This is a genomic window from Bradyrhizobium oropedii, assembly GCF_020889685.1.
In the GTDB taxonomy this organism is placed as follows: domain Bacteria; phylum Pseudomonadota; class Alphaproteobacteria; order Rhizobiales; family Xanthobacteraceae; genus Bradyrhizobium; species Bradyrhizobium oropedii.
The window spans coordinates 1-24273 of sequence record NZ_JACMYO010000133.1; the positions used below are offsets into that span (position 1 = coordinate 1).

Annotated in this window: 25 protein-coding genes; 15 read left to right on the forward strand and 10 right to left on the reverse strand. The window is 65.4% G+C overall.

The annotated features are described in order from the left end of the window. The coding region (locus tag H8A95_RS29730; protein WP_229186427.1) for an alanine dehydrogenase at positions 1-664 on the forward strand (664 nt) is incomplete at its 5' end. Positions 665-748: 84 nt separating this feature from the next. Here H8A95_RS29730 and H8A95_RS29735 read toward each other — a convergent pair. Next, positions 749-1537: an IclR family transcriptional regulator gene (locus tag H8A95_RS29735; RefSeq protein WP_229186428.1), complete on the reverse strand. Its 789-nt coding sequence runs from the start codon at positions 1535-1537 to the stop codon at positions 749-751. A 145-nt stretch (positions 1538-1682) separates the two neighbouring features. Here H8A95_RS29735 and leuC point away from each other — a divergent pair, with 145 nt between their 5' ends. The 6 genes from leuC to H8A95_RS29765 are packed head-to-tail and all read left to right on the forward strand — an operon-like array spanning position 1683 to position 7614. Further along, complete coding sequence (gene leuC / locus H8A95_RS29740) at positions 1683-3086, forward strand: 3-isopropylmalate dehydratase large subunit (RefSeq protein ID WP_229186429.1); 1404 nt, start codon at positions 1683-1685, stop codon at positions 3084-3086. A 2-nt stretch (positions 3087-3088) separates the two neighbouring features. Further along, on the forward strand, positions 3089-3724 hold the full coding sequence (gene leuD, locus H8A95_RS29745; protein WP_229186430.1) for a 3-isopropylmalate dehydratase small subunit: 636 nt from the start codon (positions 3089-3091) through the stop codon (positions 3722-3724). Further along, positions 3721-4854: a 3-isopropylmalate dehydrogenase gene (leuB, locus tag H8A95_RS29750; RefSeq protein WP_229186431.1), complete on the forward strand. Its 1134-nt coding sequence runs from the start codon at positions 3721-3723 to the stop codon at positions 4852-4854. Before leuD ends, leuB begins: the two co-directional genes overlap by 4 nt. Further along, complete coding sequence (locus tag H8A95_RS29755; RefSeq protein ID WP_229186432.1) at positions 4854-5915, forward strand: ABC transporter substrate-binding protein; 1062 nt, start codon at positions 4854-4856, stop codon at positions 5913-5915. Before leuB ends, H8A95_RS29755 begins: the two co-directional genes overlap by 1 nt. After that, entirely contained in the window at positions 5912-6745 is an 834-nt protein-coding gene (locus tag H8A95_RS29760; protein WP_229186433.1) for an ABC transporter ATP-binding protein, read from the forward strand. Before H8A95_RS29755 ends, H8A95_RS29760 begins: the two co-directional genes overlap by 4 nt. Next, entirely contained in the window at positions 6742-7614 is an 873-nt protein-coding gene (locus H8A95_RS29765) for an ABC transporter permease (protein ID WP_229186434.1), read from the forward strand. The genes H8A95_RS29760 and H8A95_RS29765 overlap by 4 nt, the downstream gene beginning before the upstream one ends. A gap of 44 nt (positions 7615-7658) precedes the next feature. On the opposite strand, the gene H8A95_RS29770 is transcribed toward H8A95_RS29765, so the two are convergent. After that, positions 7659-7835, reverse strand: coding sequence for a hypothetical protein (locus H8A95_RS29770; protein ID WP_165445954.1), 177 nt, complete (start codon positions 7833-7835; stop codon positions 7659-7661). A 218-nt stretch (positions 7836-8053) separates the two neighbouring features. On the opposite strand from H8A95_RS29770, the gene H8A95_RS29775 reads away from it, so the two are divergent. Next, positions 8054-8317 carry a hypothetical protein gene (locus H8A95_RS29775; protein WP_229186435.1) on the forward strand — a complete coding sequence of 88 codons (264 nt, stop codon included), beginning with the start codon at positions 8054-8056 and terminating at the stop codon, positions 8315-8317. An 82-nt stretch (positions 8318-8399) separates the two neighbouring features. On the opposite strand, the gene garD is transcribed toward H8A95_RS29775, so the two are convergent. From garD to H8A95_RS29805, 6 genes are all read right to left on the reverse strand, one after another. Next, a complete protein-coding gene (garD, locus tag H8A95_RS29780; RefSeq protein ID WP_229186436.1) occupies positions 8400-9941 on the reverse strand; it encodes a galactarate dehydratase in 1542 nt (513 codons plus the stop codon). Between the two features lie 106 nt (positions 9942-10047). After that, on the reverse strand, positions 10048-11496 hold the full coding sequence (locus H8A95_RS29785; RefSeq protein WP_229186437.1) for an aldehyde dehydrogenase family protein: 1449 nt from the start codon (positions 11494-11496) through the stop codon (positions 10048-10050). 21 nt (positions 11497-11517) lie between these two features. Further along, complete coding sequence (gudD, locus tag H8A95_RS29790) at positions 11518-12873, reverse strand: glucarate dehydratase (RefSeq protein ID WP_229186438.1); 1356 nt, start codon at positions 12871-12873, stop codon at positions 11518-11520. Between the two features lie 31 nt (positions 12874-12904). After that, entirely contained in the window at positions 12905-13846 is a 942-nt protein-coding gene (gene kdgD, locus H8A95_RS29795) for a 5-dehydro-4-deoxyglucarate dehydratase (protein ID WP_229186439.1), read from the reverse strand. Between the two features lie 127 nt (positions 13847-13973). Continuing rightward, the gene (locus H8A95_RS29800) at positions 13974-14879 is read right to left on the reverse strand and encodes a LysR family transcriptional regulator (protein ID WP_229186440.1); all 906 of its coding nucleotides are present in this window, start codon (positions 14877-14879) and stop codon (positions 13974-13976) included. A gap of 126 nt (positions 14880-15005) precedes the next feature. Beyond that, complete coding sequence (locus H8A95_RS29805) at positions 15006-16343, reverse strand: MFS transporter (protein ID WP_229186441.1); 1338 nt, start codon at positions 16341-16343, stop codon at positions 15006-15008. Between the two features lie 212 nt (positions 16344-16555). Between H8A95_RS29805 and H8A95_RS29810 the strand changes: the two genes are divergently transcribed. Both H8A95_RS29810 and H8A95_RS29815 read left to right on the forward strand, forming a co-directional pair. Continuing rightward, positions 16556-17587 (forward strand): alpha/beta fold hydrolase, encoded by a 1032-nt coding sequence (locus H8A95_RS29810; protein ID WP_229186449.1) that lies wholly within the window; start codon positions 16556-16558, stop codon positions 17585-17587. Positions 17588-17601: 14 nt separating this feature from the next. Further along, complete coding sequence (locus H8A95_RS29815) at positions 17602-18549, forward strand: fatty acid desaturase (RefSeq protein ID WP_229186442.1); 948 nt, start codon at positions 17602-17604, stop codon at positions 18547-18549. Between the two features lie 4 nt (positions 18550-18553). Here the strand turns inward: H8A95_RS29815 and H8A95_RS29820 are convergent, their stop codons facing one another. Then, positions 18554-19165, reverse strand: coding sequence for a TetR/AcrR family transcriptional regulator (locus tag H8A95_RS29820; protein WP_229186443.1), 612 nt, complete (start codon positions 19163-19165; stop codon positions 18554-18556). A gap of 151 nt (positions 19166-19316) precedes the next feature. Between H8A95_RS29820 and H8A95_RS29825 the strand changes: the two genes are divergently transcribed. Beyond that, positions 19317-20342 (forward strand): histone deacetylase family protein, encoded by a 1026-nt coding sequence (locus tag H8A95_RS29825; protein ID WP_229186444.1) that lies wholly within the window; start codon positions 19317-19319, stop codon positions 20340-20342. 40 nt (positions 20343-20382) lie between these two features. Here H8A95_RS29825 and H8A95_RS29830 read toward each other — a convergent pair whose 3' ends face one another. After that, positions 20383-20580 (reverse strand): hypothetical protein, encoded by a 198-nt coding sequence (locus H8A95_RS29830; protein WP_229186445.1) that lies wholly within the window; start codon positions 20578-20580, stop codon positions 20383-20385. On the opposite strand from H8A95_RS29830, the gene H8A95_RS29835 reads away from it, so the two are divergent. The 4 genes from H8A95_RS29835 to H8A95_RS29850 all read left to right on the forward strand — a co-directional run. Then, positions 20579-21508: a Gfo/Idh/MocA family protein gene (locus H8A95_RS29835; RefSeq protein WP_229186446.1), complete on the forward strand. Its 930-nt coding sequence runs from the start codon at positions 20579-20581 to the stop codon at positions 21506-21508. The two genes, H8A95_RS29830 and H8A95_RS29835, sit on opposite strands and share 2 nt — an antisense overlap. Before the next feature lie 3 nt (positions 21509-21511). Beyond that, positions 21512-22582, forward strand: coding sequence for an aldose epimerase family protein (locus H8A95_RS29840; protein ID WP_229186447.1), 1071 nt, complete (start codon positions 21512-21514; stop codon positions 22580-22582). A gap of 35 nt (positions 22583-22617) precedes the next feature. Beyond that, on the forward strand, positions 22618-23496 hold the full coding sequence (locus tag H8A95_RS29845) for an SMP-30/gluconolactonase/LRE family protein (protein WP_229186450.1): 879 nt from the start codon (positions 22618-22620) through the stop codon (positions 23494-23496). 57 nt (positions 23497-23553) lie between these two features. Beyond that, positions 23554-24273, forward strand: a 720-nt coding sequence (locus H8A95_RS29850) for a TetR/AcrR family transcriptional regulator (protein ID WP_229186448.1), incomplete at its 3' end; no start/stop codon positions are given.

A 24273-nucleotide genomic window follows, 5' to 3' on the forward strand; every position in this document is an offset into this window, starting at 1 on the left:
ATCCGCCGACGGCATGGGCAAGCTGCTCGGCGGCGTGCCCGGCGTGCCGCCGGCGCGCGTTGCGATCATCGGCGGCGGCGTCGTCGGCACCCATGCGGCGCGGATGGCCGCCGGGCTCGGCAGCGACGTCACCATTCTTGACCGCTCATTGCCGCGGCTTCGCGCACTCGACGATCTCTTCATCGGCCGCGTCCGCACCCGCTACGCCACGCTGGAGGCAATCGAGCAGGAAGTCTTTGCGGCTGACGTCGTGATCGGTGCGGTGCTGGTGCCCGGCGCCGCCGCGCCGAAACTGGTATCGCGCGCGCAGCTCGCCGGCATGAAGCGCCGGGCAGTGCTGGTCGACGTCGCGATCGACCAGGGCGGCTGCTTCGAGACCTCGAAGGCGACCACGCACCAGGCGCCGACCTACCTGGTCGACGACATCGTGCATTATTGCGTCGCCAACATGCCGGGCGCCGTACCTGTCACCTCGAGCCACGCGCTCAACCATGCGACGCTGCCGTTCGGCCTGGCGTTGGCCTCCAAGGGACTGAGCGCGCTGGTCGAGGATCCGCATCTGCGCGCCGGCCTCAACGTCCATCGCGGCCGCATCACCAACCGCGCGGTCGCCGAGAGCCAGCATCTGTCAGCCGTGATGCCGGAGGAAGCGCTGGCGTCGTAACATTTGCGAGCCTTCGCAGCCTTTCCCACTGTCGTCCCGGCCTAGTGCGCAATTGCGCACCGGGGCCGGGACGACATCGAGAGGTCACTTCTCGACGGATATTGACCCGACTTCATCGGTCAGTCCCTTCAGCCGGCTGTGCATGACTTCAATGATCTGCGCGCGCTTTGCCGCGATCCGTTCGATGGGGCCGCCGATGCCGATCGCGAGCGGAGCGCGTCGCTTTGGCAGGGGAACGAGCATGCCTATCGTGTTTGCGCCCGGCGTCGTGCGGCCGCCTGTCTCCGAGAAGCCGCGCCGGCGAATGCGCTCGACCTCTTCAAGAAAGGCCGCTTCGCGAACGCGCGCCGGCTGACTCGGCTCCTCGGCATTGTTGCGACGGATGATGCCGCGGATTTTGGTGTTCGGCATTTGGCTCAGCAGCACGTGTCCAAGCGCGGTCCGAACCATCGGTCGTATTTGACCGGCATGTGCGGTGTACTGAAGCTGGGAGCCGCCGGGGACAACGTGCAGATATCGCATCCCGGCGGCGCCGGCTTGTTGCCCGAGCATGACGGTTTCGCCGCCAGTTGCGGTCCAGAGCTCTTCCATCAGATCGGTGAGCTTTTTGTCACGGAACGGAGAACGACGGATCCAGTCGCCCAGCAGATTGACCCGGTAGCTGGGGATGAAGCGCCGGGTCTTTCGCTCGTATTCGAGGTAGTTCAATTCAACGAGGCTGCGCAGCAGCACTGACGTGCTCGATTGGGGCATCTCCAGCGCGGAAGATATTTCAGTCACGGAAGCAGCCCGCTTCGTTTCCCGAAAGAACTCCAGAACTGCAAATACCCGCATGGCCGATTTGACAATGGCCGTCTTATTCGCGTTCGGCATGGCTGTCTCCGCGGCGGGTCAATTGCCGCGCCTCCATCACATATGTGATGTTAGGCCGAAACTGCTTCACTTGACGACAACTTTGGCACAGATTGGCGCCAATAAGATCAAGCCGCATGGAAACGCAGAGAGCAGGGGAAGGCGGATGCCCGGCCGAAGTTTGCTCGAGAAGATCTGGGACCAGCACGTCATTGCCCATTTGAGCGAGGACACTGACCTCCTTCATATCGACCGCCATCTGCTGCACGATCTCGGCGGCTCGCGCGGCCTGCTCGATCTCAAGAGCCGGGGCCTCAAGGTTCACAATCCAGAACTGACCTTCGCGACGCCGGATCACGCGCTGTCGACGGCGCCCGGCCGTGCCGGGACCAGCAAGATCGGCATGGAATTGCTGGCCGCGCTGCGGGTCGAGACCGCGGCGAGCGGCATCACGCTGTTCGATGTCGATCAGCCCGGCCAGGGCATCGTCCACGTCATCGGGCCGGAGCTCGGCCTCAGCCTGCCGGGCGCGACCATCGTCTGCGGCGACAGTCACACCTGCACCCATGGCGGGCTCGGTGCGCTGGCGTTCGGCATCGGATCGAGTGAGCTCACCCATGTGCTGGCGACGCAGGCGTTGATCCAGAAGCGTCCGAAGACGATGCGCGCCCGCTTCGACGGCAAGCTGCCGCTCGGCGTCACCGCCAAGGACATGATCCTGGCGCTGATCGGGCATATCGGCGCCGCCGGCGGCACCGGATACGCGGTCGAATATGCCGGCAGCGCGATCCGCGCGCTTCCGATCGAGGGAAGGCTGACGATCTGCAACCTCTCGATCGAGCTCGGCGCCAAGATCGGCATGGTGGCGCCGGACGAAACGACCTTCGAATTCCTGCGCGGCCGTCCCTATGCGCCGCAAGGCGAGATGTGGGATCTGGCGGTCAAGGCTTGGCGCGATCTGCCGAGCGATCCCGACGCGGTGTTCGACCGCGAGGTCGTGATCGATGTCGAAAAGATCATCCCGCAGGTGACCTGGGGCATCAGCCCCGAGCACGTCGTCGGCGTCGATGGCATCATTCCCGATCCGAAGGCGGTCGACGATCCCTTGCGGCGCGCGGCGATCGAGACCGCGCTTGAGTATATGGGGCTGCAGGGCGGCGCGCCGATCGCCGGCACGCCGGTCGATTGGGTGTTCATCGGCTCCTGCACCAACAGCCGGCTCAGCGATCTCCGCGCCGCGGCCGAGGTGGCGCGCGGCCGCAAGGTCGCGGCCGGCGTCCGCGCCTGGGTGGTGCCGGGCTCGGAGAACGTCAAGCGCGAGGCGGTCGCCGAAGGGCTCGACAAGATCTTCATCGAGGCCGGCTTCGAATGGCGCGAGCCGGGCTGCTCGATGTGTCTTGCCGCCAATGGCGAGGTGGTGGCGCCCGGGCAGCGCTCGGTCTCGACCTCGAACCGCAACTTTGTCGGCCGGCAAGGACCGCGCGCGCGGACGCATCTGGCAAGCCCCGCGAGCGCGGCGGCGTCAGCGATTGCCGGCGCGATCGCCGATGTCAGGATGATGGGACGCTGATCATGCCGAAGCCATTCGACAAACTCACCGCGACCGCTGCGCCGATCATGCGCAGCAATATCGACACAGACGTCATCATCCGGATCGAGCGCCTGGTCGGCAACGGAATCCGCGGCACGCTCGGCAAATGGGCGTTCGGCTCGCTGCGCTATCTGCCCGATGGCTCCGAGAATCCGGAGTTCATCCTGAACCGCGAGCCGTACCAGGACGCGGAGATCCTGGTGACCGGACCGAATTTCGGCTGCGGCTCGTCGCGCGAGGGCGCGGTGTGGTCGCTACAGGAGCGCGGCATCCGCGCCATCATCGGCTCCGGCTTCGGCGACATCTTCTTTGCCAACTGCTTCCAGAATGGAATTTTGCCTGTTGTCGTCGACAAGGCGGTGGTCGATCAGCTTGCCGCCGATATCGAGGCGACACAGGGCGCGGGCAAGGTCTCGATCGACCTCGAGGCCCAGACCATCGTCTCGCCGTCGGGCGCGCGGCATGCGTTCGAGATCGACCCGCGGCGGCGCGAGGGGCTGTTGAAGGGGCTCGACGAGGTGGCGCTGACATTGCAGCGCGATGACGAGATCCACGCTTTCCAGGCTTCCGACCGCACCGCGCGGCCCTGGATTCATTCGACAAGGATATCTGCATGAGCACGCAATCCAACATGGTCAAGGTCGCCGTGGTCGGCGGCGAGGGCATCGGCCCCGAGGTCACCGCGCAGTCGCGCCGCGTGCTCGACTGGTTCGCGGCGAAGCGTGGCGTGCCGATGACCTTGCGCGAGGCGCAATATGGTCTGATCCCGTATCTGGCGACCGGCAAGGTGCTGCCCGAAGACACGGCCGAAGCGATGGACGAGGCCGACGCGATCCTGTGGGGTGCGACCGGCGGGCCCGAGACCACCGAAGTGCCTGCGGCGGCGCGCAAGGCCGGCAGCTTGCTCGGCCTGCGCAGCAAGTACGACCTCTACGCCAATCTGCGGCCGATCATGGCGAGCCCGGCGCTGTCGGCCTCGGCGCCGCTCAAGCCCGAGGTGCTCGACGGCGTCGACTTCGTCATCATCCGCGAATTGACCAGCGGCATCTATTTCGGCGAGCCGCGCGGTATCGAGACCCTGCCGGACGGCCAGCGCCGCGGCTTCAACACCGAGCAATACACCACCAACCAGATCCGCCGCGTGGCGCGCTCCGCGTTCGAGCTGGCGCGGACCCGGCGCAACAAGGTCTGCTCGGTCGACAAGGCCAATGTGCTGGAGACCAGCGTGGTCTGGCGCGAAGAGGTGATCAGGCTGCACAAGGAGGAATTCTCCGACGTCGAGCTCAATCATCTCTATGTCGACAACGCCGCGATGCAGATCGTGCGCGAGCCGCGGCAGTTCGACGTGATGGTGACAGGCAACATCTTCGGCGACATCCTGTCCGATTGCGCGGCGATGGCCTCGGGCTCGCTCGGCATGCTGCCGTCGGCCTCGCTCGGCCCGGTCGACCGCTTCGGTCGGCGCAAGGCGCTGTACGAGCCGGTGCACGGCAGCGCGCCCGACATCGCGGGCAAGGGCATCGCCAATCCGCTCGGCTCGATCCTCAGCGTCGCAATGCTGCTGCGCCTGACCTTGAACCGCCCCGAGGATGCGGACCTTCTGGAGCAGGCGGTGCAGACCGCGCTTGCTTCCGGCGCGCGGACCGCCGACATTGCGGAAGCTGGCGCGAAGAAGCTATCGACCGTCCAGATGGGCGACGCGGTGCTCAGTGCGCTCGACAAGATCTCGGCCAAGGAGCACGCGTGATGTCTGATGTCGCCATGCCCCACATTTCGCGGCGATCGGCCCTGACGGTGATCGCCGCGGGTGGCGCGGCGCTGGCGACAGGGCGGGCATGGGCGCAGGCGGCCGCGGGACGGGCGATCTATCCGGTCGCGGTGCCGGTCTATCAGACGCAGTTCGTCGCGGATCGTATCGGCTACTTCAAGGAAGCCGGGCTCGATTGCAAGCTGGTGCAGGGCGGCAGCGGCGTGAAGACCCGCGAGATCATTGCCTCGTCGCAGGGCGATATCGGCATCGGCGACGTCACCCACCCGATGCAGCTGACCAATCACGGCCGCGGCGGGCGCGTGCTGCTGCCGGTCGACACGCGGTCGAACTCGGTGATGTTCATCCTGCGCAAGGATCTGAAGGACCAGGGCATCAACTCGCTGGAGGCGTTCGCGCAATGGAAGCGGCCCGACGGCCGCAAGCCGATCGTCTCGGTCTCCTCGCTCGGCGGCACTAACCATGTCTGGGCGTCCTACTATATGGAAACCATGGGGCTCGACGATAAGGTGACCTGGATCGGCACCGGCAATGTCGATACCATGCTGGGGTCGCTGAAGTCGAAGCAGGTCGATATCCTGGTCAGCTCGCTGTCGCTGTTGAACGAGGCGCAGCAGCAGGGCTGGGGCGAGTTGCTGTTCGACGGTACCGACGAGGCGATCTGGAACAAGCATATCGGCGGCAAGGTGCCGGTGACGGCGCATTTCACGCTGCAGGCCACCATCGACAAGGACCCGGCCAAGATGCAGGCCTACGTCACTGCGCTGTGGCGCGCGTCGCAATGGATCAAGGCGCACAAGCCGGCCGAGGTCTACGACGCCATCGAGCCCTATGTCGGCAGCACCTCGCGCGATGCCAACCTGCTCGAGATCACGGCGATCCAGAAGGTCGCGGATTATGAGGGCATCGTCGACGCGGCGAGCTTCGCGCGCGGCGAAAAAGTCTGGTTCCGCGAGATGACCGGCATCAAGCCGCTCAAGATCGCGGACGTGGTCAACTCGAACCTCATCGAAGCGGCGCGAAAGGCCTATCCGGGTTGAGCGCGCTCGAGACGAGCGCAACGGTGTCGCCGCGGGCCTCGGCCGATCGCCGCGTCGAGGTCAAGGGCCTGAGCAAGTCGTTCCAGCTCGCCAGGACCACGATCGAGGCGGTGCGCGACGTCTCGTTCGACGTGCGCCGCGGCGAGTTCGTCGCGCTGCTCGGGCCGTCGGGCTCCGGCAAGAGCACGGTGCTCAACATGATCGCCTCGCTGATCCGCCCCACCGGCGGCGAGATCCTGATCGACGGCAAGCGCGTCGTCGCCGGCAAGGCGACGGCTGATGTCGGCTACGTCTTTCAGCGTGACACGTTGTTTCCGTGGCGGACCGTCGGCGACAATATCGGTTACGGGCTGGAGCTATCGGGCGTGCCGGCGCACGAACGGAAAGAGCGTATCGCCGAATGCGTCGCCCAGGCCGGCTTGAGAGGATTTGAGAACGCCTATCCGTCGGCGCTGTCGGGCGGCATGCGGCAGCGCGCGGCGCTGATGCGGACGCTGATCGTCGAGCCGCAGATTCTGCTGATGGACGAGCCGTTCGGCGCGCTCGACACCCACACCAAGATCGACATGCACGAGGTGCTGCTGCGGATCTGGGAGCGCGAGCAGCAGACCGTGCTGTTCGTGACCCATGATCTCGGCGAGGCGCTGACCTTGGCCGACCGTATCATCCTGTTCTCGGCACGGCCGGGCCGCATCAAGGACATGTTCGAGGTCGACTTCGTGCGCCCGCGCGATGCGGTGAAGGTGCGCGAAACGGAGCATTATGCCGAGTTGTTCCAGCACATCTGGCATTCGCTCGGCGAGGAATTCGTCAGGGGCCGCATCACATGAGGAGGCACGGCGCGCTCAGCACGGTCGGCTGGCAGGTCCTGATCTGCGCAATCGTGCTGTCGGTCTGGCAATGGGGCTACGATCTCCGCACCAGATTGCCGTGGCTGGTGCCTGATCTGCTCGACCCGTATTTCATCTCGAAGCCGTCGATGATCTTCGACAACTTCCTGATCCAGAGCTGCCTGACCTCCAAGCTCGGCGCCTTCAACGGCTGGTTCAACGGCGATTTCGGAAAGTGCCTGGCGCGCAACGAGAACAATCTCTGGGCGGCGACCGCGATCACGCTGAAGAACACCTTCTTCGGCTTCGTCACCGGCGTGGTCTCCGGCTTCGTCGCCGGGCTGATCCTCGGGCGATCCGACCGGCTCAGCGCGATCTTCCAGCCCTTCATCACCGCGGTGAATTCGATCCCGCGGATCGCGCTGGCGCCGATCATCGTGCTGGCGTTCGGGATCGGCGACATGTCGAAGATCGTGACGTCGTGGATCGTCGTCGTGTTCCTGGTGTTCTTCAACACGTTTGAAGGCGCGCGCTCGATTGACGAGGGCTTCACCAACGCCGCGCGGCTGCTCGGCGCCAGCGAGTGGCAGATCACCCGCACCGTGGTGATCCCGTCGACCATGGCCTGGGTGTTCGCCTCGCTGACGCCGGCGATTTCGTTTGCGCTGATCGGCGTCATCGTCGGCGAGTTCATCGGCGCCGAGCGCGGCATCGGCCGCCTCATCATCGAATCGGAAGCGCGCGGCGAGGCCTCGGGGATGATGGTTGCAGTCGTGGTGCTGATGCTGGTCGGCGTCGTGCTGTCGGCGATCATCTGGCGGCTGCAGGCCTATCTGCTGCGCTGGCAGCGGCAGCGCGGCGCCGAATAGGCGAGGCCCGCGGCTGCGTCATATCTGCCGCCACGGGCCTTCATTCACGCTGCGGTTTGTGATGGAGAGGTCTCGCCGTCGAGCCAATCCTGCTCGATTGCCAGCGCGCGCCACGCTGCTTCCATTCGCTTGAAGCGATTGTAGGTCGGCTCGTCGTCGGCGCGCTCGGCAAGCTGCGCGCAGTTCTCGGCATTGTCGAGGAAGTGCTGCGATTGCTTCATGGAACGTCCTCCTGTTGATGAGGACGTGGGACATCAAATCAGGCTATTCAACGCATGGAACATGAGCATTTCGCCACACAGGTGAATGTCTGTTCAGCGAGGTTCCCCGCGCGATGTTCCGCATCTGCGCGCGAGCGTCTGCAGCGGGGACGACATAGGAACGGTTTGTCGCACCCGACGTTCCTCCTCCACATCGCCACTCGAGGAGGAGAGACGTCATGAGAAAGTATCTGTTTGCCGCGGCCATCGTGACCGCGATCGCATCGCCTGCATTCGCCGATGAAATCGGTGTTCGTGCCGGCCCCGTCGGCGCCGGCGTCACGGTCGGCGAGTCGCATGAATATCGCGATCGCGATCGGGATCGTGACCACACCACGGTGATCAGGGAGCGTGAGCCGCGCAGTGACCGGACCACGGTCATCAAGAAGCAGGATGAGTTCGGCAATCGCAGCAAGACCGTCATTCATCACGACGACGACTGATACCGATCAAGGCCATGAGAACGAAAGTCCGCCGCTGACTTCGTCACGGCGGACTTGCCATGTGCAGGTTAGCCTGCGCTGCTTAGGTCACCGGCGCCGGGTTGAACAGCGTGAGATCGTTGTGGATGCCCCAGCGGTCCGACCACGGCTTGGTCCGCCCGCTCGCGACGTCGAGGATCAGGCGGAACAGGTCCCAGCCGGTCTCCTCGATCGTCTTCTCGCCGGTCGCGATGCAGCCGGCGTCGAAATCGATGAGATCCTTCCAGCGCCGCGCCAGCTCGCTTCGGGTTGCGACCTTGATGACGGGCGCGGCGGCCAGCCCATAGGGCGTGCCGCGGCCGGTGGTGAAAACCTGCAAGGTCATGCCGGAAGCAAGCTGCAAGGTGCCGCAGATGAAATCGCTCGCTGGCGTGGCCGCGAACAGCATGCCCTTCTGCCGCGCCTTCTCGCCCGGCGACAGCACGCCCGCGATCGGCCCGGAGCCTGACTTGACGATCGAGCCGAGGGACTTTTCGACGATGTTGGCGAGCCCGCCCTTCTTGTTACCAGGCGTGGTGTTGGCGCTGCGGTCGGCGCCGCCGCGGGCCAGATACGCATCGTACCAGGCCATCTCGCGGATCAGCGCGCGGCCGACACCCTCGTTGACGGCGCGGCGGGTCAGTAGCTGGATCGCGTCGCGCACCTCGGTGACTTCCGAGAACATCACGGTCGCACCGGCGCGAACCAAAAGGTCGGCGGCGAAGCCGACCGCGGGATTGGCGGTGACGCCGGAGAATGCATCGCTGCCACCACATTGCAGGCCGATCACGAGATCGGCGGCCGGGCAGATCTCGCGCTTGCGGGCGTTCAGCACTTTCAGCCGGGCCTCGGCCTGGGTCATGATGGCATCGACGATCGCGCCGAAGCCGTCGAACGCTTCGTCCTGCATCCGCACGATGGCATCGCTGACACCTTCCGGCACCAGCCGCTCCGGCGCAAGCTTCTCGCAGCCGAGCCCGACGACGAGGATCTCGCCGCCGAAATTCGGATTGAGCGCGAGGTTTTGCAGGGTGCGGATCGGCACCACGGCATCGGGCGCGGTAATGGCGACGCCGCAGCCATAGGCATGGGTCAGCGGCACGACGTCGTCGACGTTGGGATATTTCGGCAGCAGATCGGCGCGGATGCGCTTGACCGCATATTCCATCGTGCCCTTGACGCATTGCACGGAGGAGGAGATGCCGAGGATGTTCTTGGTGCCGACCGAGCCGTCGGGATTGCGATAGCCCTCGAAGGTGAAGCCTTCGAGCGGCGGCAGCGCCGGCGGCACCGCGGTTGCGATCTCGAGCTGATCGAGCGGCGGCGCCTCGGGCATGCGGATGCGCGCCTCGTCGACCCATTCGCCGGCCAGGATCTGTGACAGCGCATGGCCGATCACCTCGCCGTAGCGGATGATCGGGGCGCCCTCGGCGATATCTTGCAGGGCGGTCTTGTGGCCCTGCGGCACGAAGGCGCGCAAGGTCAGGCCGCAGGCGAAGCGGGAGCCTTTGGGCAGGCCGAAATCATTCACGACGATCGCGACATTGTCGCGTTCGTTGAGCTTGATGTAGCGGGGCTGCTCGTTCGCGCCGATCGACTGGTCCATGCGGACTCCCGAATTTGTAGGGTGGGTTAACCGAAGGCGTAACCCACCACGCCCAGTTTGCCGCGGCTATGGTGGGTTACGCTGACGCTAACCCACCCTACGTATCTCAACCCGGGAACGTATAAGCCGTCTTCACCGTGGTGTAGAACTCGCGGGCATAGGCGCCCTGTTCGCGCGCGCCGTAGCTAGAGCCTTTGCGGCCGCCGAACGGCACGTGATAGTCGACGCCGGCGGTCGGCAGGTTGACCATCACCATGCCGGCCTCGCTGTTGCGCTTGTAGTGCGAGGCGTATTTCAGGCTGGACGTGCAGATGCCCGAGGCGAGGCCGAATTCGGTGTCGTTGGAGATCGCGAGCGCCTCCTCATAGTCCTTGGCGCGGATCACGCAGGCGACCGGGCCAAAAATCTCCTCACGCGCGATGCGCATCTGGTTGGTCGTCTCGGTGAACAGCGCGGGTTGCAGATAGAAGCCGGGCGTCTCGCGGTTCAGCAGCTCGCCGCCCCATTGCAGGCGGGCGCCTTCGTCCTGGCCGATCTTGATGTAGCGGAGGTCCTGGTCGAGCTGGCTCTGGTCGACGACAGGGCCGACATGCACGCCGCTCTTCAACGCGTCATCAACCGAGAGTCCCTTCATGCGCTCGGTCATCGCCGCGACGAAGCGATCGTGGATGCCTGCGGTGACGATCAGGCGCGAGGAGGCGGTGCAGCGTTGGCCGGTCGAGAAATAGGCGCCGTTGACGGCGACCTCGACTGCGACCTTGACGTCGGCGTCGTCGAGCACGACCAGCGGGTTCTTGCCGCCCATTTCGAGCTGGAACTTCTTCATGGGATTGGAGAGCACGCAGGCCTGCGCGATCTTGCGGCCGGTCTGCACCGAGCCGGTGAAGGAGATCGCGGCAACGTCGGGATGATCCAGCAGCGTCTGGCCCACCACCGAGCCCGAGCCGACCACGAGGTTGAAGACGCCGGCCGGAATACCGGAGCGCGCGATGATCTCGGATAGCGCGTGCGCCGAGCCCGGAACCAGCTCGGCCGGCTTGAACACGACTGAATTGCCGTAGCAGAGCGCCGGCGCGATCTTCCAGGCCGGGATCGCGATCGGGAAATTCCAAGGCGTGATCATGCCGATGACGCCGACCGGCTCGCGGGTGATCTCGACATCGAGGCCCGGGCGCACCGATGCGCCCTTCTCGCCCATCAGCCGCAACGCTTCACCGGCGAAAAACGCAAAGATCTGTCCGGCACGCGCCACCTCGCCGATGCCCTCGGGGAGCGTCTTGCCTTCCTCGCGCGCCAGCAGGCGGCCGAGCTCTTCCTTGCGGGCGAGGATTTCGACCGAGATTTTGGTCAGCGCGTCAAAGCGCTCCTGCGGCGTCGAACGTGCCCAGGCCGGAAAGGCGGCCTTTGCGGCGGCGATCGCCTTTTCGGTCTGCGCCTTGTCGGCCTTGGCGTATTCGCCGACCACGTCGGCCGTGTTGGAGGGGTTGATGTCCCGCGTGATAGCAGTTCCGTCGACCCATTCGCCGGCGATGAAGTTCTTCTGGTGAGCGGTCATTGTTCTCTCCAACCTTTCTTGTTAGCGCACGAGGCAGGGACGCTTGTCGTCGAAGGTCCACCCCTGGATCAGGAACTGCATGGCGAGCGCGTCGTCGCGGGCGCCGAGGCCATGCTGCTTGTATAGCGCGTTCGCCGCCTCGATGGCACCGCGATCGAGCTCGATGCCGAGGCCCGGCCGATCCGGGATCGCGATCTTGCCGCCCTTGATCTGCAGCGGCTCCCTGGTCAACGCCTGGCCGTCCTGCCAGATCCAGTGGGTGTCGATCGCGGTCACCTTGCCGGGCGCGGCGGCGCCGACATGGGTGAACATCGCCAGCGAAATGTCGAAATGATTGTTGGAGTGCGAGCCCCAGGTCAGGCCGTTGTCGCGGCATGTCTGCGCCACCCGTACCGACCCCTGCATGGTCCAGAAGTGCGGATCGGCGAGCGGAATGTCGACCGCGCCTAATCGCAACGCGTGGCTGAGCTGACGCCAGTCGGTCGCGATCATGTTGGTGGCGGTCGGCAGCCCCGTGGCCCGGCGGAACTCGGCCATGATCTCGCGGCCGGAGAAGCCGGCCTCGGCGCCGCAGGGATCCTCGGCATAGGCGAGTACGCCATGCATGTTGCTGCACAGCCGGATCGCCTCGTCGAGCGACCATGCGCCGTTCGGATCGAGCGTCACGCGCGCGTTCGGGAAGCGCTTTGCGATTGCGGTGACGGCCGCGATCTCCGCTTCGCCGGCGAGCACGCCGCCCTTGAGCTTGAAGTCGGCAAAGCCGTAGTGCGCCTGCGTCGCCTCGGCGAGGCGCACGATCGCGTCCGGCGTCATCGCGGCCTGATGGCGCAAATTGAACCAGTCGGGCTTGCCGGTCTCGCCCTCGACGTAGGGCAGGCTGGTCTTGCTGCGATCGCCGACGAAGAAGAGATAGCCGAGCGTCTCGACGCTGGAGCGCTGCTGGCCTTCACCGAGCAGGGCTGCGACCGGAAGGTTGAGATGCTGGCCGAGCAGATCGAGCAGCGCGGACTCCACCGCGGTGACCGCGTGAATCGTGACGCGGAGATCAAAGGTCTGCTTGCCGCGGCCGCCGGCGTCGCGGTCGGCGAAAGTCTGGCGCATCGACGCCAGGATGTTATTGCAGGCGCCGATGGTCTGGCCGACGACGAGGTCGCGGGCGTCTTCCAGTGTCTTGCGGATCTTCTCGCCGCCCGGCACCTCGCCGACGCCGGTGTGGCCGGAGTTGTCGGTGAGGATGACGAGGTTGCGGGTGAAGAACGGCGCGTGTGCGCCGCTCAGATTGAGGAGCATGCCGTCGCGGCCGGCGACCGGGATCACCTCCATCGCCGTGACGACGGGGGCGCCGGCAAAGCCGGTGCGGATCGTGTCTTGAATCATCTGCTCCTCCCTTCGTTCTTTACCGTTTGGCTTATTCCGCCGCCTGTTGGGTCGCGGCCTGCGGCAGCTTCGCCACCAGTGCCGCGAGCTCGGCGATCTCCTGCTCGGTGAGATCGGTCAGCGGCGGGCGCACCGGGCCGGAATCGCGGCCGATCACCCTCATGCCGGCCTTGATGATCGAGACCGCGTAGCCCTTCTTGCGGTTGCGTATCGCGATCAGCGGCAGGATGAAATCCTTCAGTCCTGCATGGATGGCCTGATGATCGCGGCGGCGCACCGCGGCGTAGAACTTGGTGGCGAATTCCGGCACGAAGTTGAACACCGCTGACGAATAGGTCGTGACGCCCATGTCGAGATAGGGCAGGGCGAAGGTTTCCGCGGTCGGCAGGCCGCCGATATAGGTCAGGCGGTCGCCGAGCCTGGTGTAGACGCGGGTCATCAGCTCGATGTCGCCGATGCCGTCCTTGTAGCCGACGAGGTTCGGGCAGCGCTCGCAGAGCCGCGCCAGCGTGTCGGGCTGCAGGATCGCATTGTCGCGGTTGTAGACGATGACGCCGATCTTGACCGACGAACACACTGCCTCGACATGCGCGGCGAGGCCGTCCTGTTCGGCATGCGTGAGATAGGGCGGCAGCAGCAGCAGGCCGTCGGCGCCGGTCTGTTCTGCACCGATTGCGATCTCGCGCGCGATCGCGGTGCCGTAGCCGGTTCCCGCCAGGACGGGAACGCGGCCCTTGGTCTCGTCGACCGCGACCTTGACGACGTGGGGAACTTCAGACGGGGTCAGCGAGAAGAACTCGCCGGTGCCGCCGGCGGCGAACAGGCCGGCGACGTCATAGCCGCACAGCCAGTCCATGTTGGCGCGATAGGTCGCCTCGTCGAACGAATAGTCCGGCTTGAACGGGGTCACGGGAAAAGACAGGAGGCCGCCGCCGATTCTCGCGGCCATCTCCTGAGGGGTCATCTTGCTCATGGCGCCACTCCTTGAATGTTTCTGGGATAAGGGATGCGCGAGCAGCGCGCGTCCATGGCGGAGTTTCTAGGAAATGGTTCGATGCGCGTCCAAGCCAAACGCGGTATCGAGCGATGCCAACTCTGCATCAATCGCCGCGCAGATGCGGCGCGGCGATTTCGGTTGCGATCTCGATCAGTGACGGCAGCAGCTGGTTCTCGTGATCGCGCCGCCAGACCATGAACAGCTCGACCGGCACCGGCGTGCGCAGCTTCAGCGGCTTCAGCCGGACGTCCGCGATCTTCAGGCTGGCGGCGGCCTCCGGCACGATGGCGACGCCGAGCCCGGCACGCACCATGGCGAGGATCGAGTGGATCTGGCTGAGATGCTGCACATAACGCGGCAGCACGTCGGCGCGGGTGAACAGCGACACCAGCAGATCGTGGAAGTAGCGCGCCTCATAAGGCGAATACATCACGAAGGGCTGGTCGTCGAAATCCTTGATGCTGACGGTCTCGGCCGCAGCCAGCGGATGCTTCTTCGGGACCGCGGCGAGCAGCGGCTCGGCCACGACGCGCCGGCTGGCGAATTCCGGCCGCGCGATCGGTGGGCGCAACAGGCCGACATCGATCTGGCCTGTCGTGAGCGCCTCGAACTGTTCGCCGGAGACCATCTCCTTGAGCGAGAAATCCACTTCGGGCAGGCGGGAGCGGGCGGCTGCGATCAGGTCGGGCAGGAAGCCGTAGGCGGCCGCCGCCGTGAAGCCGATCTTGAGCGAGCCGGTCTTGCCGAGCGCGATGCGGCGGGCGACCTGTGAAGCAGAATCCGCGAGCTTGAGGATGCGTCGAGCTTCGGGCAAGAAGCTTCGGCCTGCCGGCGTCAGCCGCACCGAACGGCTGGTGCGTTCCAGCAGCGGTGCATCGATGATGTGCTCGAGCACCTGGATCTGCCGGCTCAGCGGCGGCTGCGTCATGTTGAGCCGCGCCGCGGCGCGGCCGAAGTGCAATTCCTCGGCCACCGTGACGAAGCAGCGGAGCTGGTTCAGGTCGAACATCGATGCTAGCCTGGAATGGATCGCTTTAGGATTTGTCCGTTCTAGCATCGATGCCTCCCACTGGCCAAGAAGACAAAGACGGCGGCCGCAGCCGCCGTTGATGTGTTGTCGCTGCGCCGGCTTGGCTCAGGCCGCCTTCAGCTGCACCCGCTTGATCTCGCCGACGATGAACAGGTAGGCGATCGCCGCGACCAGCGCGTTGGCGCCGACGAACACCAGCGCGCCGTTGAACGAGCCGGTGGCGGCGAGGATGTAGCCGATGATGATCGGCGTGGTGATCGAGGACAGATTGCCGAAGGTGTTGAACAAGCCGCCGGAGACACCGCCGGCTTCCTTCGGGGAGGTGTCGGAGACGACAGCCCAACCGAGCGCGCCGATGCCCTTGCCGAAGAAGGCGAGCGCCATGAAGCCGACCACCAGCGCCTGGCCGTCGACATAGTTGCAGGCGATGATCGACATCGACAGCAGCATGCCGCCGACGATCGGGATCTTGCGCGCCATGGTCAGTGAGCCGGTGCGGCGCAGGAGATAGTCCGAAATCACGCCGCCGAGCACGCCGCCGATGAAGCCGCACAGCGCCGGCAAGGTCGCGACGAAGCCGGCCTGCAGGATCGACAGTCCGCGCTCCTTCACCAGATAGACCGGGAACCAGGTCAGGAAGAAGTAGGTCAGCGTGTTGATGCAGTACTGCCCGATATAGACGCCTAGCATCATGCGGTTGGCGAGCAGCTGGCGGATATGGTCCCAGCTGGGGCCGCTGTCCTGCGCCTTGCCATCCTTCGCCGCGTCCATGTCGACCAGCGCGCCGCCCTCTTTGATGTAGTCGAACTCGGCCTCGTTGATCCCAGGATGGTCCTTCGGCTCGTAGATCGTCTTGATCCAGGCGATGCCCATGATGATGCCGAGCCCGCCCATCACGTAGAACACGTGGCGCCAGCCATACTCATGAGCGATCGAGCCCATCAGCGGCGCGAAGATCACGGTCGCGAAATACTGCCCGGAATTGAAGAAGGCCGATGCGGTGCCGCGCTCATTGCCCGGGAACCAGGAGGCGACGATGCGGGCGTTGGCCGGGAATGACGGCGCCTCAGCGATGCCGACCAGGAAGCGCAGTCCGAACAGCAGGATCACGGCCGTGCCCGCGGAGAGGAACCCGACCAGGCCCTGCATCGCGGTGAAGATCGACCAGACGATGATGCTGATCGCGTAGACCCATTTGGAGCCGTAACGGTCGAGCAGCCAGCCGCACGGCACCTGGGCGATCACATAGGACCAGCCGAAGGCCGAGAATACGTAACCCATCGCGATCGGGTCGAGATGCAGTTCCTTGGAAAGGGACGCGCCGGCGATCGAGAGCGTGGCGCGATCGGCATAGTTCACGGTGGTGACGAGAAACAGCATCGTCACGATCAACAGCCGGACGCGGGATCGCCGCGCATCCGTGGCGGACACAATTGCGCTCATTCGCGCCTCCTTGGAAATTTCCTCGGGGTCTGTCCTAGAGAGATGACGGCAATGGGTCCAAGCCGAAACGGGTATTGATCCATACCGATTTTGAATGGATCGGCCCGGTGTCATTCCACCTTTGCCGCTCTTGCGTCGGCTCTCAATTAGTGTACTATTCGTACAGTTATTGATGACGCAGCGTCGCGCCTGCTGCTCGAGGTCGAATGCCGATGACAACGCCATGCGACTATGAGGTGTTCGAGGCAGGTCCAGTGACCTTGCAGGGCGGCGCCGTGTTCCCGCAGCTTACGCTCGCCTACAAGACCTACGGCACGCTGAATGCGGCCAGGGACAACGTCATCCTCTATCCGACATCGTTCGCCGCACAGCATGTTGACATCGAATGGCTGGTGCAACCGGGCCGGGCGCTCGATCCCGCGCGTTACTTCATCGTCATCGCGAACCTGTTCGGCAATGGCCTGTCATCCTCGCCGTCGAATTCGAGCGAGGTGCTCGGCGGCGCGCCGTTTCCCGCTTTCACCTATCACGATGCGGTCGCCATCCAGCGTCGGCTGCTGGTCGAGCGGCTTGGCGTGACCAAGCTCGCGCTGGTCTACGGCTGGTCGATGGGCGGCATGCAGGCCTATCACTGGGCCGCGCGCTATCCCGACATGGTCGAGCGCGCAGCCGTGGTCTGCGGCAGCGCACGGTGCTCGCCTTACAACTATGTGTTTCTAGAAGCTGTGAAGGCTGCACTGACCGCCGACCCGGCCTACCGGGACGGCCGCTTCGTCGGCAAGCCGACAGCCGGCCTGCGCGCGATGGGGCGCGTCTATGCCGGCTGGGCGATGTCGCACGAATTCTATCGCGAGGAAGTCTGGCGCGCGGCCGGTTTCAACTCGTTGGAAGACTACCTCGCGGGATCGTGGGACGGCGCCTTCGCGCGGCGCGATGCGAATGACCTGCTGGCGCAGATCGCGATCTGGCAGGCCGGCGACGTCAGCCGCTGCGATGAATTCGGCGGCGACTTCGACCGCGCGCTGGCGGCGATCAAGGCGCATGTGCTGCTGATGCCGGGGCGGACCGACCGCTATTTCGATCCGCGCGACAGCGAGGATGAGCTTGGCCGCCTGGTCAATGCGCGCTCCGCGGCGCTGCATGCAATACCCTCGATCCACGGCCACCGCGCCGGCAATCCCGTCAACAACGCCGAAGACCGCGCCTTCATCAACGCCGAGATCTCGGCGCTGCTGCAACGCTGACAAATGAGACTGCCATGAGCATCGCAGAGACCAGTGACGCCGGACCTCGCCTCAAGCCGCTCAGCCCGTTGACCCTGCGCGATCTGTCGACCAAGTCGAACCTAGCCGGCGCGGTGCGCGCGGCAAGCCATTACGGGATGATCCTGATCGTCGGCGCGCTGATCTCGTTGGTCGCGTCGCGCTATGGCCTGCCATGGGCACTGCCCCTGATCGCGGTGCAGGGCTACTTCGTCGCGTTCTTGTTCATGGTGGTGCATGAGACCGCGCACAAGACCGCGTTCCGCAGTCCTGCGCTCAATCTCGCCGTCGGCAATCTGTCCGCCTTCATGATCGGATTGCCCTATCAATATTACTGCCTGTTTCACTGGGACCATCATCGCTACACCCAGGACCCGGAGAAAGATCCGGAGCTGATCGTCGGTCCCAAGCCCGCGTCCGACACCCAGCTCGCGATCGCCTATTCGGGATTGTTGCAGGTGTTGGTCCGCATCCGGCTGATGTTTCGCCATGCACTCACCGGACAGGTGGTCGTGCCGTGGATCCCGGAGCACAAGCGCGCGGCGATCGTGCGGGAAGCGAGACTCTATCTCACAGGCTACCTGCTGCTGCTGGCGGCATCGCTCGCGCTGCACAGCGCGATATTGCTGTGGGTGTGGATCGTGCCGCTGCTGGCAGGGCAGCTCATCCTGCGTCCCTATCTCTATGCCGAGCATACCGGTTGCGAGCGGACGCGGAGTGCGTTCGAGAATACGCGCACCACGATGACCGGCGCCATCATGAAATGGTTCGCCTGGAACATGCCTTACCATGTCGAGCACCACGCCTATCCGACGGTGCCGTTCCATGCGCTTCCGAGGCTGAATGCCATCGTCGATGGCCACATCGTGTATCGCGGCAGCAACTACCGCGCCGTGACGCGCGAGACCTGGGCCTGGTTTCGCCGTCAGCGGCAGCGCGCTTGATGGTTCAAGCGTCGGCGCGCGGCCGCAGCACCAGGTTGACGAGATTGCGGGCATAGGCCGGCGTCAGTGGCTTGATGCCGAAGACGTAGCGATAGAACAGGCTGCCATAGATCGCGTCATAGATGTCGCCGGGCACGCCCGGCGCGCCGATGCTGCCGTCCTTCTGGCCGGTTGCGATGATCTCCAGCATCCTGCTGCGACGAAGACCGAGGTAGCGCTCGTAGAATAATTCCGCTGTACCGGTCTTCGAGATGCACTCCGAGATCACCGCGAGTTGCACCCGCCCGAATTCACCCTGCAACGCTTCGACATAGGTCGCGACATGGCGGCGGATGCGGGCCACGGGATTGCCCGCCTCGGGCAGCGGCACCGCGCGCGAAGCCTGGTCGAGGAAAGCATCGATCAGCAAGGCCTCGCGCGACGGCCACCATTTGTAGATCGTCATCTTCGAGACGTTGGAATGTTTGGCGATCGCGTCGATGGTGGTGGCGGCGAGGCCGGTGGTCGCCATCAGCGTATAGGCGCTTTGCAGGATCGCGGCCGTGGTCGCGGCGGAGCGCGGCCGGCCGCGCCGTCCCGTCGTCGCATCCTCGGTCTCCGCCTTGCTGCCCGCCATGGCCGGAATTCGCGTCCTGCGTCTTTGAATCATTGCGTTGCATGCGGACATAGCATGAAATCACGCTCGGTTTCAGATCTTCGCCGGCGCTGATACTGTACAATTCGCCAGCGAAGTCTCAGCTCAACTGCTCATCGATCAGGAGTATCCCGTGAAGGCCGTCTACAGTGATCTGCACCGCAGCCATGATCCGCAATTCTTCCTGGTCCGCGGTGTGGTCCAGCGCACCACCGAGCAGCCCGAGCGCGCCGACCGCCTGCTGGCCGGCCTGAAGGCCGGCAAGCATACGCTGATCGAGCCGACCAGGTTCGGGCAGGGGCCGCGGGCGCGCGTCCACAGTCCGGAATATCTGAGCTTTCTCGCGGGAGCGTGGGACGAATGGTCGGCGCTCGGCAATGCCGGACCGGAGATGATCGCGAACATGCATCCGGTGCGCAACGCCGGGACATACCCCACCCATATCGTCGGCAAGCTCGGCTGGCACACGGTCGACACCGCGGCCCCGATCGGTCCCGGCACCTGGGCAGGCGCCTGCGCGTCGAGCGATGTCGCGGCCACCGCCGCGCAGTTGGTGCTCGACGGCGAGGATGCCGTTTACGCGTTGTGCCGTCCGCCCGGCCACCACGCCTATCGCGATCTCGCCGGCGGCTTCTGCTTCCTCAACAACAGCGCGATCGCGGCCGAACATCTGCGCCAGAAGCACGAGCGCGTCGCGATCCTCGACGTCGACGTGCACCACGGCAACGGCACGCAGGGCATCTTCTACGAGCGGCCTGACGTCTTCACCGTCTCGATCCACGCCGATCCGTCGTTCTTCTATCCGTTCGTCTGGGGCTATGCGCATGAGCGCGGCGCCGGGCCCGGCCTCGGCACCAATCTCAACATTCCCCTGGCCAAGGGCACCGGTGACGACGACTACTTGACGGCGCTCGCGGTGGCGGAGAGGGCGATCCGCTCGTTCGCGCCGACCGCGCTCGTGATCGCGCTCGGTCTCGACGCCTCCGAGAAGGACCCGCTCGCAGGTCTCGCCGTCACCACCGATGGCTTCCGCCGGATCGGCGAGGCGCTGGCCCGGCTCGGACTGCCGACGGTGCTGGTGCAGGAAGGCGGCTATCTTTCCGACATCCTCGGCGCCAATCTGACGGCGGTGCTCGGAGGATTCGAAGCCGCGCGCTAGCGCAGTTCGAGCGGGGCCGTGACCGGCTCGCGCGAAGAAATCACGGCAAAACAACAGCCTGGAGCATCGATTTCGATGGGTCAGAACCGATGCCCCAGCCGCGCGCCGCACAACAACGCGTGGCGGAGTTGCGTGTTTGCAACCAAACCCGGATCATGCCGTTGGTATTCGGTGCCGGCTTATGATCTCGCCTGGCGGCATCGGCCGGCCGGGCGGGCAGCAACGCGAGGACGGCCATGAGCGACCTGCTTCGCATCGCCATCGTCGGTTTCGGCGAGATCGCGTGCCGGCAGCACGTGCCTGCAATCGCGAAGACATCCGGCGCCGCACTCGTCGCGGTGGTCGATCCCGCCAAAACCCCGCCTGGCCTGCCGCACTTCCGTGATTTGCAGGAGTTGTTGCGCGACGGGCCGGAGATCGATGCAGTCGCGCTGTGCACGCCACCGCAGCTGCGCCATGCGCTGGCCGACGCCGCGCTCGCCGCAGGCAAGCATGTGCTGCTGGAGAAGCCGCCGGGATCCACGTTGAGCGAACTTGCGCCGTTGATCGCGGCTGCGCATGAGGCGAACAGGACATTGTTTGCAACATGGCATTCGCGCTATGCGCCCGCGATCGGGCCGGCGCGAAAACTGCTCGCGAGCCGAACGATCAACAAGGTGACCATCATCTGGAAGGAAGACGTCCGCGTCTGGCATCCGGGCCAGGCCTGGATCTTCGAAGCCGGCGGTTTCGGTGTGTTCGATCCCGGCATCAACGCGCTGTCGATCCTGACCGAGATCCTGCCGCATCAGGTGTTTGTCAGGAGCGCGGTGTTGGACTTTCCCGCCAATCGCGAGGCGCCGATTGCAGCGGACATCGAACTGTCCGATGAGGATGGCTTGCCGATCCGCGCCGAATTCGATTTCCGCCAGACCGGGCCGCCGAGCTGGGACATTGTGTGCGAGACCGAGGCCGGGCCGGTGACGCTGTCGAAAGGCGGAAGGCAGCTGCGCGACGGCAACAGGTTGGTGGTCGATGCCACCGATGAAGAATATCCCGCGCTGTACCGCCGATTTGTCGCGCTGACGTCGGAAGGAAAATCCGACGTCGACCTCGCGCCCTTGCGGCTGGTCGCCGATAGCTTCATGCTGGGGCGACGGCGCCTCGTCGAGGTGTTCGAGGACTGAAACATGACATCAGCCGGCATTGCGCGCGCGCCCTTCGGCACATTGCAGGACGGCACAGTGGTCGAGCGCGTGACGTTGCGCGGCGAGCACGGCTTTGAAGCCGCCATCCTTCCCTTCGGCGCCGCGCTGCAAGCGCTGCTCACGCCCGATCGCGACGGGCATTGCGACGACATCGTGCTGGGCCATGACGAGTTCGACGGCTATCTCGCGCAGCGCAAATTCTTCGGCGCGACCATCGGGCGCTATGCCAACCGGATCGCCGGCGGGCGCTTCGTGCTGGACGGGGAGACGGTGAGCCTCGAAGCCAACAACGGTCCCAACGCACTGCATGGCGGCCCGCAGGGGTTTGATCGCAAGCTGTGGCGGATCGTCGAATTGTCGGATGATGCGGGGCCGACGTTGGTGCTGGAACGCGAGAGCCCGCATGGCGAGGAAGGTTATCCGGGCAATCTTCAGACGCGCGTGACCTATCGCGTCCGCAGTCCGATGGAACTCGCGGTCACCTATGAGGCGACGACCGACCGGCCGACATGCCTCAATCTCACCAATCACAGTTTCTTCAATCTCGACGGCGCGCGTTCGGGCGGGCAGATCCTCGATCATCGACTGACGATCGCGTCCGATCACTTCCTCGCGGTCGACGCCACCGCGATTCCGTTGCCGGGCCCGCCGCGGCCGGTCGACGGCACGCCGTTCGACTTCCGCAAGCCAACGGCGATCGGCGCGCGGATCAGGATGGATGACGAGCAGCTGCGGCTCGGGCGCGGCTATGACCACAATTTCTGCCTGGCCTCAGGCACAGGCCTTCACATGGCTGCGCGCCTCGAGGCGCCGAACAGCGGCCGCGTGATGGAGCTGTTCACCGATCAGCCGGGATTGCAGTTCTATTCCGGCAACTTCCTCGACGGTTCGACCGCCGGCAAGGGCGACCGGCTGTACCGGCAATCCGACGCCCTCTGCCTCGAGCCGCATGCCTGGCCGGATACGCCAAACCGGCCCGACTTCCCGTCGGCGCGCCTCGATCCCGGGCAGATCTATCGGCGCACCGCAATTTATCGCTTCTCGACCATGTGAGTGACGTCATGACCGACCGTGCCGCCGAGCCGCCGATCGAAGAGGTGCCGACATCCGTGCTGTCGGCCGAGCGCTGTCATCTCGGCGAGGGCCCGACCTATGACGCGGCGACCGACACCGCATGGTGGTTCGACATCCGCGAGCGTCGCCTGTTCGAGCATCGTTTTGCAGGCAGCCGCACCGTCATGCACGAGCTGCCGAAAATGGCGAGCGCGCTGGCGCGGATCGATGGCGAGCAGCAGTTGATCCTCACCGAGGATGGGCTTTATGTTCGGCAGGTCGCCAGCGGTCGCATGGAGCTGTTCGCCGCACTCGAAGCCGACAATGCGGTGACGCGCTCCAATGATGCGCGCGTGCATCCGTCGGGCACCTTCTGGCTCGGCACCATGGGGCGTCAGGCCGAGCAGGGCGCCGGCGCGATCTATGCGCTGCATCGGGGCCGCATCACCCGGCTTTATGCCGGGATCACGATCCCGAATGCGATCTGCTTTTCGCCTGCCGGCGATGTCGGCTATTTCGCCGATACCGCGACCAACGTGCTGCATCGCGTGCCGCTCGATCCATCGACAGGGTTGCCGACCGGCGAGCCGATCGAATTGATCAGACATCGAGGCCCCGGCGGGCTCGACGGCGCGATCGTCGATGCCGACGGCATGATCTGGAACGCGCGCTGGGGCGGCGGCTGCCTCGATGTCTACGATCCCGTCGGCCGGCATCTGCGCTCGCTGCTCGTGCCGGCCAAGCAATCGAGCTGCCCGGCCTTTGTCGGCCGCGATTTCTCGCGGGTGCTGGTCACCTCGGCCTGGCAGGACATGGACGAGGCGCAACGCGCGGCCGATCCCGGTCACGGCCAAACCTTCCTGCTCGATGCCGCAGCGCGCGGCCGCGCCGAGCCTGAGGTCAAACTGTCCTGATACAGGCTCGTCGCCGCCTTGTTGACGGGAGCTGAATATTTGGACGATGGTACAAATATGGTCCGGAAACCCGCCAAGTCTGACGTGAAGCCTGACGTGAAGGCCGCCGCCAGCACCCGCAAGCCGAACATGCGCGAGGCGATCCTCGCGGCGGCGGAGGAGTTGTTCTCGACCTACGGCTTCAACGCGGTCTCGGTGCGCGACATCGCGCAGGCCGCCGGCGCCAATCCAGGCAGCGTGACCTATCACTTCAAGACCAAGGACGGTCTACTGCTCGAGATCTATCGGCGCCATTGCGGCCCGATGAACCGGCGGCGCTCCGAACTCCTGGCGGCGGCGCGGCGGGTGCGCGATTTGCAGGACCGGCTGGAGGCGATCGTGCGCGCCTATGTGCTGCCGGCCTTCACCTCGGGCAGCGATCTTGCCGGCGGCGGGACGCGGTTCACGCGGCTGCGCGCCATCATGTCGGCCGAAGGCAACGAGGTGGTGCGCAAGATCATCGCGCAGACCTTCGACGACACCAGCCACGCCTTCATCGACGCGATCCATGAAAGCCTGCCGCATATTCCGCGCACCGACCTGGTGTGGCGCAGTCACTTCCTGCTCGGCGCGCTCTACTACACGCTGGTGACGCCGGAGCGCGTCTCGCGCCTGTCGCGCGGCGGCGCCGATGGCACCGATGCCGGCCACGCCATCGAGGAACTGGTGCGCGCGACCGTCGCCGCCCTGCAGGCCGCGCCGCTCGACCAGGGGGACGCTCGCGCCGCGCAAGGCGCC

Excerpts from the sequence above, each read along its gene's own strand:
- H8A95_RS29735 (WP_229186428.1), bottom strand. The coding sequence starts at position 1,537 with ATGCCGAACGCGAATAAGACGGCCATTGTCAAATCGGCCATGCGGGTA.
- leuC (WP_229186429.1), top strand. The coding sequence starts at position 1,683 with ATGCCCGGCCGAAGTTTGCTCGAGAAGATCTGGGACCAGCACGTCATT.
- leuD (WP_229186430.1), top strand. The coding sequence starts at position 3,089 with ATGCCGAAGCCATTCGACAAACTCACCGCGACCGCTGCGCCGATCATG.
- leuB (WP_229186431.1), top strand. The coding sequence starts at position 3,721 with ATGAGCACGCAATCCAACATGGTCAAGGTCGCCGTGGTCGGCGGCGAG.
- H8A95_RS29755 (WP_229186432.1), top strand. The coding sequence starts at position 4,854 with ATGTCTGATGTCGCCATGCCCCACATTTCGCGGCGATCGGCCCTGACG.
- H8A95_RS29765 (WP_229186434.1), top strand. The coding sequence starts at position 6,742 with ATGAGGAGGCACGGCGCGCTCAGCACGGTCGGCTGGCAGGTCCTGATC.
- H8A95_RS29770 (WP_165445954.1), bottom strand. The coding sequence starts at position 7,835 with ATGAAGCAATCGCAGCACTTCCTCGACAATGCCGAGAACTGCGCGCAG.
- H8A95_RS29775 (WP_229186435.1), top strand. The coding sequence starts at position 8,054 with ATGAGAAAGTATCTGTTTGCCGCGGCCATCGTGACCGCGATCGCATCG.
- garD (WP_229186436.1), bottom strand. The coding sequence starts at position 9,941 with ATGGACCAGTCGATCGGCGCGAACGAGCAGCCCCGCTACATCAAGCTC.
- H8A95_RS29785 (WP_229186437.1), bottom strand. The coding sequence starts at position 11,496 with ATGACCGCTCACCAGAAGAACTTCATCGCCGGCGAATGGGTCGACGGA.
- gudD (WP_229186438.1), bottom strand. The coding sequence starts at position 12,873 with ATGATTCAAGACACGATCCGCACCGGCTTTGCCGGCGCCCCCGTCGTC.
- kdgD (WP_229186439.1), bottom strand. The coding sequence starts at position 13,846 with ATGAGCAAGATGACCCCTCAGGAGATGGCCGCGAGAATCGGCGGCGGC.
- H8A95_RS29800 (WP_229186440.1), bottom strand. The coding sequence starts at position 14,879 with ATGTTCGACCTGAACCAGCTCCGCTGCTTCGTCACGGTGGCCGAGGAA.
- H8A95_RS29805 (WP_229186441.1), bottom strand. The coding sequence starts at position 16,343 with ATGAGCGCAATTGTGTCCGCCACGGATGCGCGGCGATCCCGCGTCCGG.
- H8A95_RS29810 (WP_229186449.1), top strand. The coding sequence starts at position 16,556 with ATGACAACGCCATGCGACTATGAGGTGTTCGAGGCAGGTCCAGTGACC.
- H8A95_RS29815 (WP_229186442.1), top strand. The coding sequence starts at position 17,602 with ATGAGCATCGCAGAGACCAGTGACGCCGGACCTCGCCTCAAGCCGCTC.
- H8A95_RS29820 (WP_229186443.1), bottom strand. The coding sequence starts at position 19,165 with ATGGCGGGCAGCAAGGCGGAGACCGAGGATGCGACGACGGGACGGCGC.
- H8A95_RS29835 (WP_229186446.1), top strand. The coding sequence starts at position 20,579 with ATGAGCGACCTGCTTCGCATCGCCATCGTCGGTTTCGGCGAGATCGCG.
- H8A95_RS29830 (WP_229186445.1), bottom strand. The coding sequence starts at position 20,580 with ATGGCCGTCCTCGCGTTGCTGCCCGCCCGGCCGGCCGATGCCGCCAGG.
- H8A95_RS29840 (WP_229186447.1), top strand. The coding sequence starts at position 21,512 with ATGACATCAGCCGGCATTGCGCGCGCGCCCTTCGGCACATTGCAGGAC.